This is a genomic window from Serratia plymuthica NBRC 102599 (genome assembly GCF_001590925.1).
Taxonomy (GTDB): domain Bacteria; phylum Pseudomonadota; class Gammaproteobacteria; order Enterobacterales; family Enterobacteriaceae; genus Serratia; species Serratia plymuthica.
In genome coordinates this window covers 44,129-59,227 of sequence record NZ_BCTU01000011.1, presented here as the reverse complement: position 1 = coordinate 59,227, position 15,099 = coordinate 44,129, and the positions used below count along the sequence as shown (strand labels likewise).

The 15,099-nt window shown below is 55.8% G+C and carries 12 protein-coding genes; 2 read left to right on the top strand and 10 right to left on the bottom strand.

What is annotated here, in order from left to right; genetic code table 11:
* Position 1 precedes the first annotated feature (1 nt).
* Genes lspA through ribF form a run of 3 tightly spaced genes read right to left on the bottom strand, consistent with a single transcriptional unit; the run spans position 2 to position 4,312 of the window.
* Positions 2-511, bottom strand: a complete 510-nt coding sequence (gene lspA, locus SPL01S_RS07595) for a signal peptidase II (RefSeq protein WP_004950035.1) — start codon at positions 509-511, stop codon at positions 2-4.
* Between the two features lie 13 nt (positions 512-524).
* Positions 525-3,341, bottom strand: coding sequence for an isoleucine--tRNA ligase (gene ileS, locus SPL01S_RS07590; RefSeq protein WP_063198660.1), 2,817 nt, complete (start codon positions 3,339-3,341; stop codon positions 525-527).
* Positions 3,342-3,373: 32 nt separating this feature from the next.
* Entirely contained in the window at positions 3,374-4,312 is a 939-nt protein-coding gene (ribF, locus tag SPL01S_RS07585) for a bifunctional riboflavin kinase/FAD synthetase (RefSeq protein ID WP_004950032.1), read from the bottom strand.
* 390 nt (positions 4,313-4,702) lie between these two features.
* On the opposite strand from ribF, the gene rpsT reads away from it, so the two are divergent.
* A complete protein-coding gene (gene rpsT / locus SPL01S_RS07580; protein ID WP_006317535.1) occupies positions 4,703-4,966 on the top strand; it encodes a 30S ribosomal protein S20 in 264 nt (87 codons plus the stop codon).
* 73 nt (positions 4,967-5,039) lie between these two features.
* On the opposite strand, the gene nhaR is transcribed toward rpsT, so the two are convergent.
* The 4 genes from nhaR to dnaK all read right to left on the bottom strand — a co-directional run bounded on the left by nhaR (position 5,040) and on the right by dnaK (position 10,694).
* Positions 5,040-5,939, bottom strand: a complete 900-nt coding sequence (nhaR, locus tag SPL01S_RS07575) for a transcriptional activator NhaR (protein WP_004950031.1) — start codon at positions 5,937-5,939, stop codon at positions 5,040-5,042.
* Between the two features lie 194 nt (positions 5,940-6,133).
* Positions 6,134-7,300, bottom strand: coding sequence for a Na+/H+ antiporter NhaA (nhaA, locus tag SPL01S_RS07570; protein ID WP_062869594.1), 1,167 nt, complete (start codon positions 7,298-7,300; stop codon positions 6,134-6,136).
* 243 nt (positions 7,301-7,543) lie between these two features.
* Entirely contained in the window at positions 7,544-8,674 is a 1,131-nt protein-coding gene (gene dnaJ, locus SPL01S_RS07565) for a molecular chaperone DnaJ (RefSeq protein WP_006323543.1), read from the bottom strand.
* Positions 8,675-8,780: 106 nt separating this feature from the next.
* Entirely contained in the window at positions 8,781-10,694 is a 1,914-nt protein-coding gene (gene dnaK / locus SPL01S_RS07560; RefSeq protein WP_004950026.1) for a molecular chaperone DnaK, read from the bottom strand.
* Positions 10,695-11,018: 324 nt separating this feature from the next.
* On the opposite strand from dnaK, the gene satP reads away from it, so the two are divergent.
* Positions 11,019-11,618 (top strand): acetate uptake transporter, encoded by a 600-nt coding sequence (satP, locus tag SPL01S_RS07555; protein ID WP_063198657.1) that lies wholly within the window; start codon positions 11,019-11,021, stop codon positions 11,616-11,618.
* A gap of 46 nt (positions 11,619-11,664) precedes the next feature.
* Here satP and SPL01S_RS07550 read toward each other — a convergent pair whose 3' ends face one another.
* From SPL01S_RS07550 to tal, 3 genes are all read right to left on the bottom strand, one after another.
* Positions 11,665-12,972, bottom strand: a complete 1,308-nt coding sequence (locus SPL01S_RS07550; protein WP_004950009.1) for an MFS transporter — start codon at positions 12,970-12,972, stop codon at positions 11,665-11,667.
* Between the two features lie 124 nt (positions 12,973-13,096).
* Positions 13,097-13,684, bottom strand: a complete 588-nt coding sequence (mog, locus tag SPL01S_RS07545) for a molybdopterin adenylyltransferase (RefSeq protein WP_004950007.1) — start codon at positions 13,682-13,684, stop codon at positions 13,097-13,099.
* A gap of 139 nt (positions 13,685-13,823) precedes the next feature.
* Positions 13,824-14,777, bottom strand: a complete 954-nt coding sequence (tal, locus tag SPL01S_RS07540; protein ID WP_013811442.1) for a transaldolase — start codon at positions 14,775-14,777, stop codon at positions 13,824-13,826.
* Positions 14,778-15,099: the final 322 nt, after the last annotated feature.

The window sequence follows — 15,099 nt, the reverse complement described above, 5'->3', positions numbered from 1 at the left end:
ATTACTCACCTTTACTCTTTGCGCCTTTGCTCGCCGGCGACAGGAAGCCTTCCAGCACAATCATCGCCGCCCCCACGCAGATGAAGCTATCCGCCAGGTTGAAGGTCGGGTAGTGCCAGTTGCCCACATAAAAATCGATAAAATCGACCACGAAGCCGTGCCAAAGGCGATCAAACAGATTGCCTAGCGCACCACCGATGATAAAAGCATAGGCGATATTGTTCAGCTTCTGTTGCGCCTGGCTGCGGTACATCATCACCAGCAGCACTGCCACGATGGCGACAGCGATACCGGCGAAGAACCAGCGCTGCCAGCCGCCGTGATCGGCGAGGAAGCTGAACGCGGCGCCGTAATTGCGCGCATAGAACAGATTGAACGACGGGATCAACGGCTGGGACTGGCCCAGCACGAAGTTACCGAGGATCCACTGCTTGCTGGCAAAATCCAGCACCAGCACCACTACCATCACCCATAGCCAACGCAGGCCGGTCGAACAGATTGGTTTACTCATCAGGCACTTGTTCTCAGGCGTAGTTACGCTTTTCGCCGTCGCCGGCTACGTTGATCACACAGCGGCCACAGATGTCTGCGTGGTCCGCCACCAGGCCGATGTCAGTGGTGTAATGCCAGCAGCGCGGGCACTTCTCGCCTTCTGCAGTACTGAAGGCAATCTTCAGACCTTTCACCAGTTCCGACGCCTGCGCATCCGCCGGCGCATCGGCCAGAGGCGCAACGCGCGCCGCCGAGGTGAGCAGCACGAAGCGCAATTCGTCTTGCAGGCTATTGAGACGCTCAGCCAGCTCGCTGTCGGCATACAGCGTGACCGCCGCTTCCAGAGAACCGCCAAGGCGCTTATCGGCCCGCGCTTGTTCCAGCACCTTGTTCACTTCGCCACGGACTTTCAGCAGTTCGGCCCAGAAGGCATCGTTCATGCTTTCGCCTTCGGCCAGACCGAACAGGCCGTCGTACCACTCTTCAGTGAACACGTACTGCGCGCGCTTGCCCGGCAGGAAGCCCCAGATTTCATCGGCAGTGAACGACATGATCGGCGCCATCCAGCGTACCAGCGCTTCCGCGATGTGGAACAGCGCGGTCTGGCAGCTGCGGCGGGCGACGCTGTCGCTCTTCGCGGTGTACTGACGATCCTTGATGATGTCCAGGTAGAAGGAGCCCATCTCGACCGAACAGAACTGCATCAGACGCTGCACCACTTCATGGAAATCGTAGTTGGCGTAAGCCTGCTCGATATCCTGCTGCGCCGCCAGCGCACGGCCGACCGCCCAGCGATCCAGCACCACCATTTCTTCCGGTGCCACGCAGTCGGTGCTCGGCTCGAACCCGTTCAGGTTGGCCAGCAGGAAGCGCGCGGTGTTGCGGATACGGCGGTAAGAATCGGCGGAGCGTTTCAGGATTTCATCGGAAACCGCAATCTCGCCGGTGTAATCGGTAGACGCCACCCACAGACGCAGAATGTCGCCACCCAGCTTGTTCATCACGTCCTGCGGACTGATGGTGTTGCCGATCGACTTGGACATCTTGCGGCCCTGACCGTCAACGGTGAAACCGTGGGTCAGCACTTCTTTATAAGGCGCTTTGCCCTTCATGGCGGTAGAGATCATCAGTGATGACATGAACCAGCCGCGATGCTGATCGGAACCTTCCAGATACATGTCGGCGCCGTGGCCGTTGAACTCAGGGCGCACGTCCACTACCGAAGAGTGGGTCGAACCTGAGTCGAACCACACGTCCAGGGTATCGGGCACTTTCATGTAGTCGGCAGCGTCAGCGCCGAGGATATCGGCCGCATCCAAATCCCACCAGGCCTGAATGCCGTCCTGCTCAACGCGTTTCGCCACTTCTTCTATCAGCTCTACGCTGCGCGGGTGCAACTGCTCAGTGTCTTTGTGCACAAACAGCGACATCGGCACGCCCCAGGTACGCTGACGCGAAATGCACCAGTCCGGGCGGTTGGCGACCATGGTTTCGATACGTGCCTGGCCCCATTCAGGGATCCATTGCACGCCTTTGATCTCTTCCAGCGACTGCTGACGCAGGCCTTTCTGATCCATGCTGATGAACCATTGCGGGGTAGCGCGGAAGATGATCGGCGTTTTGTGGCGCCAGCAGCAAGGATAGCTGTGAAGCAGTTTTTCCACGTGCAGCAGTGCGCCTTTCTCACGCAACAGCTCAACGATCAGATCGTTGGCCTTGAACACGAACTTGCCGTCCAGCAGCGGGTAGGTGCCGGTCAGGTAGCAGCCGTTCGGCCCTACCGGGTTGGCCACTTCCAGACCGTATTTCTGGCCGATCACGAAGTCGTCCGGGCCGTGGCCAGGCGCGGTATGCACCGCACCGGTACCGGCGTCCAGCGTGACGTGATCGCCGAGGATTGCCGGCACGTCGAAGCCCATGAACGGGTGTTCGAAGCGCAACAGCTCCAGATCGGCGCCCTTACAGCTGCCCAGCACGGTCCACGCGCTGATGCCGGCGCGTTTCATCACGCTCTCGACCAGTTCGGCCGCCAGGATCAGGCACTGGCCTTCTACCTGTACCAACTGATAAGCAAACTCTGGGTGCAGGGAGATAGCGCGGTTAGCCGGCAATGTCCACGGCGTCGTGGTCCAGATCACCAGAGAAACCGGGCCGTTAAAGTGGGTCACGCCAAATTTGGCCGCCACGGCAGCCGCGTCAACCGCGTGGAAAGCCACATCGATTGACGGCGAAGTTTTGTCGTAATACTCAACTTCCGCTTCCGCCAGCGAAGAACCGCAGTCGGTACACCAGTGCACCGGCTTGGCGCCTTTCAGCAGGTGACCGTTGCTGATGATTTTGCCCAGCGCGCGGATGATGTTGGCTTCGGTTTTGAAGTCCATGGTCAGGTACGGGTGATCCCAGTCGCCCAGTACGCCCAGACGGATGAAGTCTTTCTTCTGGCCTTCAACCTGCTCAGCGGCGTACTCGCGGCATTTCTGACGGAATTCCGCCGGCGTAAGTTTCTCGCCCGGCTTACCGTACAGCTGCTCTACTTTCAGTTCGATCGGCAGACCATGGCAGTCCCAACCCGGAATATAAGGCGAGTCGAAACCGGACATCCCTTTAGACTTGATAATGATGTCTTTGAGAATCTTGTTAACCGAGTGACCAATGTGAATGCTGCCGTTCGCATACGGAGGGCCGTCATGCAAAATGAAGGATTTTTTGCCCTTTTTGGCAGTACGAATCATCCCGTACAGATCCTGTTCATACCAACGTTGCAGCATGCCAGGTTCACGCTTGGCGAGATCGCCGCGCATCGGGAACCCTGTTTCCGGCAAGTTCAGGGTATTCTTGTAGTCACTCATTAGATTCTCGGTTCCGTTTTCGGCTATAGAGATTAAACCGGTGTCTGTAGCCCGAAGAACTTCCGGGCCGTCACCACATCATTGGCGATTTGCTGCTTCAGCGCATCGAGCGAAGCAAAACGCTGTTCATTGCGCAATTTCGCGCGGAGCACCACGTCAATATGGCGCCCGTAAAGATCCATTGTGACATCCAGCAGATGGACTTCCAGTTGCTGTCGCACGCCGGCAACGGTCGGGCGCGTGCCGATATTGGCCACGCCAGGGAGCGGTTCAGGGCCCAGACCATAAACATCCACCGCATAAACCCCTTTCACCGGCGCAACCAGGCGCTTCAGCGGCAGGTTGGCGGTTGGGAAGCCAATGGTGCGGCCCAGTTCATCGCCGTGCACCACCCGGCCAGAAATGCTGTACGGATGGCCCAGCAGCGTTTCCGCCTGCGCCAGGTCATCATCGCGCAGCGCATTGCGAATGGCCGTGCTGCTGATACGCTGATCGCCTTCGCGGAAGGTCGGCGTACTGATCACCTCAAAGCCGTATTCTTCTCCGGCTTTTTGCAATAACGGAAAATCGCCCTGGCGGGCTGCGCCAAAGCGAAAATCATCCCCGACCATCAGGAATTTCACGCCAAGCTTTTCCACCAGCAGTTCGGCGACGAACGCCTGGGCGGTATTGGCGGCGAAACGCGGATCAAACTTGACGCACAGCAGGTAATCTACCCCCGCCTGTGCCAGGTATTTGGCCTTGTCACGCAAACGCGTGAGCCGGGCCGGCGCCTTGTCCGCTGCAAACATTTCCAGCGGCTGTGGCTCAAAGATCATGACCATCACGGGCAACCCCAGACGCTGCCCTTCTTGCTTCAGCTGCTCCAGCAACGCCTGGTGACCGCGGTGTACGCCGTCAAAGTTGCCGATGGTGAGCACGCAACCATGGTGACGTGCCCGGATATTGTGAACGCCGCGAATTAGCTGCATAGCTGGCTCAAAACAGTGGAAATCGCCGGATTATACCTTGTACAGCGGTTAAGGTTAACCCGCGATTGGTGCCTTTATGTAATAGACATACCATACCGGAGATAATCTGCAGGTGAAACGCCCAGACCGCAGTTTATCCGGTGCTATAAACGCGATTACCGACTACAGCCAATGGCTTGCGACCAAGGCGACAAATCATTGGCGAATTTTCTCGCGAAAGACTGTATTCCCATGACCGAAGCTGGTAAAATCCTGCGCCATCACAACGTAGCAAGTGCCGCCCGTACAAACGGCGCTTATTTGCACAAATTCATTGACAAACGCAGGCCAAAAGGGCATATTCCTCGGCCTTCGAATTGTCCTCAATAGAATATATTTGGGAGTTGGACCTTGGCTAATATCAAATCAGCTAAGAAACGCGCCGTACAGTCTGAGAAACGCCGCAAGCACAACGCTAGTGGTCGTTCAATGATGCGTACCTACATCAAGAAAGTAGAAGCGGCAATCGTAGCTGGCGACAAAGAAGTAGCACAAAACGCATTCAACGTAATGCAACCAATCGTGGACCGCAAGGCTGCTAAAGGTCTGATCCACAAAAATAAAGCAGCACGTCATAAGTCAAACTTGTCGGCGCGCATCAACGCAATGCAATAAGCATTAGTGTTGTCTGCTTGATAAAAAAAACCGGCTCAGGCCGGTTTTTTTACGTCTGCAATACCCGTTCTATCTAGTAAGCAAACAGCGCCGAGAAATCCTTGTTACACACCCTTTGTACCGCCGGATGCTGGATCATGCGCTCGGCAAAGATGATGTAGTACTCTTCCTGTACGCTATCTATACGCCCAATCTCCACCACGTCATCATCGTTATAAGTGTCCTGCGCATACAAAGTCGGCGCAACGAAGATCGCGTTGTGGTACATGCCAAATGTCTTCATCAGTGCAGCATCATCAAACTCGCCCAGAATTTCCACCTGGATACCCTGGGTGTTAAACCAGTTGAGCAGTTTACGCCCCAGCATCGAACGGCGGCCGGGGATCAACAGCTTGCGCTGCTCCAGACAAGCAGGGAACGGCAGGTCCGGCGCCGGCTGGCGGCAGAAGAAGCTAATGCCGCACTCGCCCAGCTTGAGCGAAAACAACCCTTCCTGCTGGCTGGAATCCACCGGGCAGTCTGACAGGATCATATCCAGTTTGTGCTGGCTGAGCTGTTCCAACAACATCTCATGCGTTGATTCAAAGCAACGCAGGTGGATTTGCTCGTTGTCCACCACCACCGCCGTTTCCAGAACCTGACTCACCAGACGTTTTGACAGCGCATCCGCCACCCCCACGTCGAACAGCAGATTCGATTCTTTGCGATAGTTGACGATATCCAGCATTTCCTGGCTGAGCATAAACATCTTGTCAGCATAACGGAAAACCAGCTGCCCCAGCTCTGAAGGCACCAGCCCACGCCCCTGACGCTTGAACAGCTTGCCGTCCAAACGTTCTTCCAGCGCCTTGATCTGGCCGGTAATGGTCTGCGGCGTCAGAAACAACGCTTCGGCGGCACCGACCACCGAACCTTCTTTGCAGACCTGCCAGAAGTAGTAAAGGTGATTAAAGTTGATATGCGACATCCTCACGAGGTGCTCTCCTTAACGTTTCGCATCGGCAAAAGGCCTGCCGTGATGAGCGATTAATGTCCTTGTAATGTTTCAGACAACCTGTTGCTGCATTCGTCCTAAACAGAATGGTCGAAGTTGAACATATTTTATACTGAACAACTCCGACCAGCTATTGTAGTGTGTCCCCATCAACAGGGGATCCCCTAAAAGAGTTATCTGACTCGAGGTAACGACAGACGCAACAGACCGTATCCCACTACCGCCGCGGTGGTGGAACCCATCAGGATACCCAGCCGCGAGTAGGTGCTTAATGCAACATCCGCATCGCCAAAAGCCAGCGAAGCGATGAAGATCGACATGGTGAAACCAATACCACAGAGCACAGAAACAGCAAACACCTGTTTGAAACCAATTCCTTCAGGCAGACGGGCAATGCCCAGCTTCACGGCGAGCAGGCTAAAAGTGAAGATACCCAAGGGCTTACCGATAAACAGCCCCGCTGTAATCCCCATTGGCAACAGCGAAGTCAGCCCGCTCAGCGACACGCCCTGCAATGAAACACCGGCGTTGGCAAAGGCAAACAGCGGCAGTATCAGGAACGCCACCCAGGGGTGCAGCCCATGCTCCAGCGTCTCTGACGGCGACGGCCCCTTTTTCACATGCAGCGGTATCATAAAGCCGACGATCACCCCAGCCAGCGTCGCATGCACCCCGGACTTGAGGATCGCCACCCACAACACCAGGCCGACAAACATATAGAGCGAGGTTTTCCCCACGCCGCGCCAGTTCATCAACGCCAGCACGGCAATGGAAGCCGCAGCCACGCCCAGCGCCGTCATCGACACTTCATGGGTATAGAACAGCGCGATAATCACGATCACGCCCAGGTCGTCGATAATCGCCAGCGCCAACAGGAACACCTTCAGGCTGGTGGGAACGCGGTTCCCCAACAGCGCCATAACCCCAAGGGCGAACGCAATGTCGGTTGCCGCCGGGATCGCCCAGCCCTGACGGGTGACCTCATCCGCGCCGTTGAACATCAAATAAATCAGCGCCGGCGCCAGCATACCGCCCAACGCGGCGATCGCCGGAAATACCGCCTTGTCACGCCCGGCCAATGAGCCTTCCATCAACTCACGCTTAACTTCCAGCCCAACCACCAGGAAAAATATCGCCATCAGGCCATCGTTAATCCACAGCAACAAGGGTTTGCCAACCTCCAGCGAGGAGATTTTCACCATGACAGGTAAATCGAGAAAAGCGTGATAAATCCCCTGAGCCGGGGTGTTGGCCATGATCAACGCGATAATCGCGGCCACAATCAGGATAATGCCGCCCGCGGCTTCCTGACGTAAAAACTGACGAATAATGTTGGTCACAATACGTCTCTCCACAGCATTGCGGGGCTTATAGAAACCGCCCCTCAGACAAAGTAATGGAATGAGTATAGACGCCGTTTTAACTCGATAAAACACGTTTATAAATGCTATTAACATCGTAAAAACCGATCAATTAACGATGTAAGTCACATTCTAATGAGGGGACGTTGAGATCCGAAAATCAATAAAAAACCCCGGATTCGACGCCGGGGTTTTATGTATTACGCTAACGTAAACAGCAGATTAACGCGTCAGGTCGTCAAAGAACTTTTTCACGCCGTCGAAGAAGGTCTTCGAACGCGGGCTGTTTTTGTCGCCGGATGGGCCACCAAGGCTCTCTTCCAGCTCTTTCAACAACTGCTTCTGCTTGTCGTTCAGGTTAACCGGGGTCTCCACCACCACGCGGCACAGCAGGTCGCCCTGGCTGCCACCACGCACAGATTTGACGCCCTTGCCGCGCATGCGGAACAGTTTGCCGGTCTGGGTTTCCGCAGGCACTTTCAGCTTCACGCGGCCATCCAGCGTCGGCACTTCAATCTCGCCGCCCAATGCTGCCATCGCGAAGTTAATCGGCACTTCACAGTACAGGTTATTGCCTTCACGCTCGAAGATCGGGTGCGCTTTCACCTGAACCTGAACGTACAAATCCCCCGCCGGTGCACCATGCTCACCCGCTTCACCCTCACCCGCCAGGCGGATGCGGTCGCCGGTATCTACGCCGGCCGGGATTTTCACCGACAGCGTTTTGGCTTTCTCTACCCGGCCGTGGCCGTGGCAGCTGTTGCAAGGATCTTTAATGATCTGACCGCGACCATGACAGTGCGGACAGGCCTGCTGCACGGTAAAGAAGCCCTGGCGCATTTGCACCTGGCCCTGACCATGACAGGTCGGACAGGTCACCGGCGAACTGCCGGGCTTCGCGCCGCTGCCGTGACATACGCCACACTCTTCCAGCGTCGGGATGCGGATCTCTTTGGTAACGCCACGAACCGCTTCCTCGAGGGAGAGCTCCATGTTGTAGCGCAGATCGGAACCGCGGCTGGCGCGCTGACGGCGGCCACCACCAAAGATGTCGCCGAATACGTCGCCAAAGATATCGCTGAAGTCGGCGCCGCCGCCGCCAAACCCGCCACCACCACCCATACCGCCCTGTTCAAAGGCGGCATGGCCGTACTGATCGTAAGCCGCGCGTTTTTGAGCGTCGGTCAGGACCTCGTAGGCTTCCTTAACCTCTTTAAATTGGGCTTCGGCGTCTTTCTCCTGGTTGCGGTCAGGATGGTATTTCATCGCCAGGCGCTTATACGCCTTTTTTATCTCACGCTCTTCCGCCGTCTTGGAGACGCCGAGAATCTCGTAATAGTCTTTCTTCGCCATTATTTCTCTTACCCTTAACATGCGTGCACGGGCGTAGAGTTGCCTCGACGCCCGTGCTGGTTTCCAGTAACGGCCTGACGGCCGTTACGTGCCCGCTTAAGGGCGATTATTTCTTGTCTTTAACTTCTTCGAACTCAGCGTCAACCACGTCGTCGTCTTTCTGCGCCGCGTTGTCAGCACCGGCATCAGCACCTTGCTGAGCCTGCTGCGCCTGAGCCATTTCCAGCAGCTTGCCGGAAACCTGCACCAGCGCCTGGGTCTTGGCTTCGATCTCGGCTTTGTCTTCGCCTTTAACCGCCACTTCCAGATCTTTCAGCGCCGCTTCGATAGCCGTTTTGTCTTCCGCCGGCAGTTTGTCGCCTGCTTCTTCCAACTGCTTACGGGTGCCGTGGATCAGGTGATCGGCCTGGTTACGGGTCTGCACCAGCTCTTCGAACTTACGGTCAGCTTCGGCGTTCAGTTCGGCATCACGCACCATTTTCTGGATTTCTTCTTCGTTCAGACCAGAAGAAGCCTTGATGGTGATTTTCTGCTCACGGCCGGTATTCTTGTCTTTGGCAGACACGTGCAAAATACCGTCGGCGTCGATGTCGAAGGTCACTTCGATCTGCGCCATACCGCGTGGAGCAGCCTGGATGCCGTCCAGGTTGAACTGGCCCAGCGACTTGTTATCGTTAGCGCGTTTACGCTCACCCTGCAGCACATGGATGGTTACCGCAGACTGGTTGTCTTCAGCGGTAGAGAACACCTGGCTGTGCTTGGTCGGGATGGTGGTGTTTTTGGTGATCAGCGGAGTCATCACGCTGCCCATGGTTTCGATACCCAGCGACAGCGGGGTAACGTCCAGCAGCAGAACGTCCTTCACATCACCGGCCAACACGCCGCCCTGTACCGCAGCACCTACCGCAACGGCTTCGTCCGGGTTAACGTCTTTACGCGGTTCTTTACCGAAGAAATCAGCGACTTTCTTCTGAACCATTGGCATACGGGTCTGGCCGCCCACCAGGATCACGTCCTGAATGTCGGAAACCGACAGGCCTGCGTCTTTCAGCGCAACTTTCAGTGGCTCGATGGAACGAGCAACCAGATCTTCAACCAGCGACTCGAGTTTGGCGCGGGTCACTTTGATGTTCATGTGTTTCGGGCCGCTCGCGTCTGCCGTGATGTACGGCAGGTTGACGTCGGTCTGCTGAGCGGAAGACAGCTCAATCTTCGCTTTCTCTGCGGCTTCTTTCAGACGCTGCATTGCCAGCGGATCTTTACGCAGATCCATGCCCTGTTCTTTCTTGAACTCTTCAACCAGATAGTTGATCAGACGGCTGTCGAAGTCTTCGCCACCCAGGTGGGTATCACCGTTGGTTGCCAGAACTTCGAAGGTTTTTTCGCCGTCAACGTCGTCGATTTCGATAATGGAAATATCGAAAGTACCGCCGCCCAGGTCATAAACCGCGATGGTGCGGTTGCCGACTTCTTTGTCCAGGCCGTAAGCCAGGGCTGCAGCAGTCGGTTCGTTGATGATGCGTTTTACTTCCAGACCTGCGATACGGCCGGCGTCTTTGGTCGCCTGACGCTGTGCGTCGTTGAAGTAGGCAGGTACGGTGATAACCGCTTCAGTTACCGGTTCACCCAGGTAATCTTCCGCCGTTTTCTTCATTTTCTTCAGCACTTCAGCAGAAATCTGCGGAGGCGCGATTTTCTGGCCTTTCACTTCGATCCAAGCGTCGCCGTTATCCGCGGCCACGATTTGGTACGGCATGATGTCTTTATCACGCTGTGCTTCTTCGTCCTGGAAACGACGGCCAATCAGGCGCTTGATCGCAAACAGGGTATTTTGTGGGTTAGTCACAGCCTGACGCTTAGCCGGCTGACCAACCAGAATCTCACCGTCTTGGGTGTAGGCGATAATAGAAGGAGTTGTGCGGTCGCCCTCGGCGTTTTCCAGCACGCGCGCCTTACCACCATCCATAATTGCTACGCAGGAGTTGGTAGTCCCCAGGTCGATACCAATAATTTTGCCCATCTAAACGTCTCCACTAATAAATTCATAATCGGTCAGGTTGCTAACCTATATGCGGGCGATTTTTTGCTTTTCAACTGCCCGCTATCTCAGTCTTTCCCGCGGTCAGCAACTGCGGTTGCAAATAAGATGGGGCCATCCCACTCAGCATCAAGGGGCAAGGTGAAAAAAATTTCTTTTTTATCGTCACTCAGATCATTGTTTCCTGCTCAGGGGATCATTATGATGCCGCGCGCTCTGATGGAAGTTACGGTTTTTTCGGCCATTCAGACCATTTATGAATTTACTTAGCTATTTCCGTTAATTTTCTGTTATCGCAGAGGACATATGCACACCAACAAGTTGGCAAATCCCGGCCCTCTCGGCCTGATGGGCTTCGGGATGACCACCGTCTTGCTGAACCTGCACAACGCGGGCTTTTTCCCACTGACTTCCGTCATCATCAGCATGGGGATTTTCTTCGGTGGCCTGGCCCAGATTATGGCCGGCCTGCTGGAATACAAGAAGGGCAACACCTTCGGCATGACCGCCTTTATCTCTTACGGCAGCTTCTGGCTGAGCCTGGTCGGCATTCTGCTGCTGCCACGCCTGGGCCTGGCCGAACCGACCGACGCTACCGTGCTGGGCATTTACCTGGCGCTGTGGGGCGTTTTCACCCTGTTCATGTTCTTCGGCACGCTGTGCGCCAATCGTGCGTTGCAATTCATCTTTGCCAGCCTGACGCTGCTGTTCGCCCTGTTGGCGATTGGCAACATCACCGGCAACCCTGCGCTGCTGACCTTTGCCGGTTATGAAGGGGTGATCTGCGGCGCCAGCGCCATTTACCTGGCCATGGCGGAAGTGCTCAACGAGCAGTTTGGCCGTACGGTGCTGCCGATTGGCGCAGTGACTGCCAAAGGTGCGGAGCCTGTTCCGGCGACGGCGTAATTGCCTTTGGCCTGAAACAAAAAACCCTGCGTCGCAGGGTTTTTTTTTAGCTGTAGGAACCGGCGCGTTGCACCTTGGTTTCGCTGTTTAAATCGCGGTGCAGGTAGATGCCCAGCAGCAGCCCGATACCGGACAACGCCAGCACGTAGTAAGCGGGGGCTAACGGGGTTAACTTCATGATCAGCGTGACAAATATTGGGGTTAAACCGCCAAAAATAGCGTATGCGACATTGTATGAGAACGAAATCCCGGTAAACCGCACTTCTGCCGGGAAGGCTCGCACCATCACATAAGGCACCGCACCCACTACCCCCACGCTGAAGCCTACCAGGGCATAGCAAGCAAACAGCATTTCCGGGTGCACGCCCACCGTCTGATAGAACAGCCAGCTGCAACCGGCCAGCAATAGACTGCCGACGATAAAGGTTTTGCTGGCGCCAAAGCGATCCGCCGACAGCCCGGCGGCAATGCAGCCGGCAATCAGCATAATGGTGGCGATGCTGTTGGCCTGTAGCGACAGCGCCGGGGCGATGCCAAACTGTTTTTGCAGGTAGGTTGGCGTCATCAGAATGACCACCACGATACCGGCGGACAGCAACCAGGTGAGCAGCATAGACACCGCCACTTCCTTGCGATGATTAAGCACCACGGATTTTAGCGGCAGCTCCTTGGCCAGCGCTTTGCGCGCCTGCATCTCGATGAAAATGGGCGTTTCCTGCAGCCAGCGGCGCAAATACATCGCCACCAGCCCGAAGATACCACCGAGCAGGAACGGGATACGCCAGCCACCGTCGAGAATGGTCTGTTGGCTCAGGGTGGTGTTGATCACCGTCGCGACCAGCGACCCCAGCAGGATGCCGACGGTCAGGCCGGCGGTCAATGTGCCACAAGCGAAGCCGATACGGCGGCGCGGCACATGCTCGGCGACAAATACCCAGGCGCCCGGCACTTCACCGCCAATCGCCGCCCCTTGCAACACACGCATCAACAACAGTAACAACGGTGCGGCAATGCCGATATTGGCGTAAGTGGGCAACAGGCCCATCGCCAGCGTCGGTAACGCCATCAACAGAATGCTCAGGCTGAACATTTTTTTGCGACCAACCCGATCGCCGAAATGCGCCATCACGATGCCGCCCAGCGGCCGGGCCAGATAACCGGCGGCGAAGATACCGAAGGTCTGCACCTGTCGCAGCCATTCCGGCATGTCCGCCGGGAAAAACAGCTCGCCCATCACCGCGGCAAAGAAGACGAAAATGATGAAGTCATAAAACTCCAACGCACCGCCGAGGGCCGCCAACGTCAGAGTTTTGTAGTCTTGCCGGTTTAACCGGCGATTATTGTCGTGAGGCATAGGGTACCGTCGGAAAAGGCTGTAGAAATAAAAGCCGCAGGCTTTCTGTAAACGAATTCTTACTATAGCGGCAAATTATTTTCACACCAGACGGACTGAAGCTAATCTCACAGATCGCTGAAATTTAGAGGTTTATCTCGCGGCGTGCGTTCTTCGGGCGAAATGCTGCTACCACCGCCGCCTGCGTTTCCACATAAGGCCCTTCGAGCAATTGGATGCAATAAGGCACGCTGGCAAAAATGCCGTGCACCACCGTCTTGCCCTGCTCATCCTTCACCCCTTCCAGCGTTTCCTTGATCGACTTCGGCTGCCCCGGCAGGTTGATGATCAACGCCTGTTTGCGGATCGCCCCGACCTGGCGTGAAAGAATTGCCGTTGGCACATAGTGTAGGCTGATTTGGCGCATTTGCTCGCCGAAGCCGGGCATCACGCGATCGGCTATCGCCAGGGTGGCGTCAGGCGTCACATCGCGCCGTGCCGGGCCGGTACCGCCGGTGGTCAGCACCAGGTGGCAGCCCATTTCATCCACCAGCTCGCACAGAGTCTGTTCGATAAGCGTCTGCTCATCGGGGATCAGACGGGTTTCCAGTTTAAAGGGCGAGACGAGTGCGGCGGTCAGCCACTCTTCCAATGCCGGAATGCCTTTATCCTGGTAAACACCGCCGGAAGCGCGGTCGGAAACAGAAACCAAACCAATACGTAATATGTCCATGCGTAACCTCTACAGCCTGATGGGTTCACTTCCCATCCTGTTATTAATCCTGAGAGTATAAAGTGTCTGGCCCACCGCCGGGCGCGGCGAGCATAAAAAAAGGCGGCCTAAGCCACCTTTTTCGCGCTGATTGCGGTAATTACAGCAGATCGGCGATCATTTTTTCCAGCTTGCCCTGGTCTACGGCAAACTTGCGGATACCGTCGGTCAGTTTCTCAACCGCCATTGGATCCTGGTTGTGCTGCCAGTAGAACTCAGGCTCGGTCAGCGCAGCAGGGCGCGCTTTTACTTCGCCGGTATAAGCCAGTTTACGCTCCAGTGCGCCTTCGCTCTCTGCCAGTTCTTTCAGCAGCGCAGGGGCGATAGTCAGACGGTCACAGCCGGCCAGTTCGATGATTTCACCCACGTTACGGAAGCTGGCGCCCATCACCACGGTTTTGTAACCGTGCTCTTTGTAATACTGGTAGATCTCGGTAACGGAAACCACGCCCGGATCTTCGTTTGGCGCGAACTCTTTCTTGTCGCCATTGGCTTTATACCAGTCGAGGATACGGCCAACGAACGGAGAAATCAGGAACACGCCGGCTTCAGCGCAGGCACGCGCCTGAGCGAAGGAGAACAGCAGCGTCAGGTTACAGTTGATGCCTTCTTTTTCCAGTTGCTCCGCTGCGCGGATGCCCTGCCAGGTAGAAGCCAGTTTGATCAGGATGCGATCGTTGCTGATGCCGGCATCGTTGTAAAGTTTGATCAGGCGCTTGGCCTTGGCAACGCTGGCGACGGTGTCGTAGGACAGGCGTGCGTCCACTTCCGTGGAGATGCGGCCCGGAACCAGTTTAAGGATTTCCAGACCAATGTTGACGGCCAGCTTGTCGGCGGCATCGGCGATCTGCTGTTCGCGATCGCTGCTCTGCTCGCGCGCCCAGGCAATGGCTTCGTCAATCAGTTTACGGTATTCAGGAATTTGAGCTGCATTGAGGATCAGCGAAGGATTGGTTGTGGCGTCTTGCGGTTGATACAGCTTCATTGCCGCGATATCGCCCGTGTCCGCAACCACAGTAGTGAGCTGGCGCAGGGAAGTTAATTTATCGGTCATGTTGGCATTATCTCATCGTTTGTGCATGAACTTTTGGCATCGTTCAACCATGCCCTGCCCTGATAATAACATGCGCAAGGCCCGGTGCAAGGCTGGAAAATCGCGGCCAGACGGCGTTGATTTTTTCCTTGGGCGAGCAACCGTTTACGCAGATATCTTTCGTCATTCCCGAGCTAATGAAAAGGCAATAACGTGCTATCGATGAAATGAATTATGTTAAATTCGCGCCCAATGAGGCGAGAGATCCTGAGCCTTGAGACAAATCTCAATTCATCTGAACCCAGCTGATTTCAGCTAAGCTATTGTAAAAACTGACTCAATG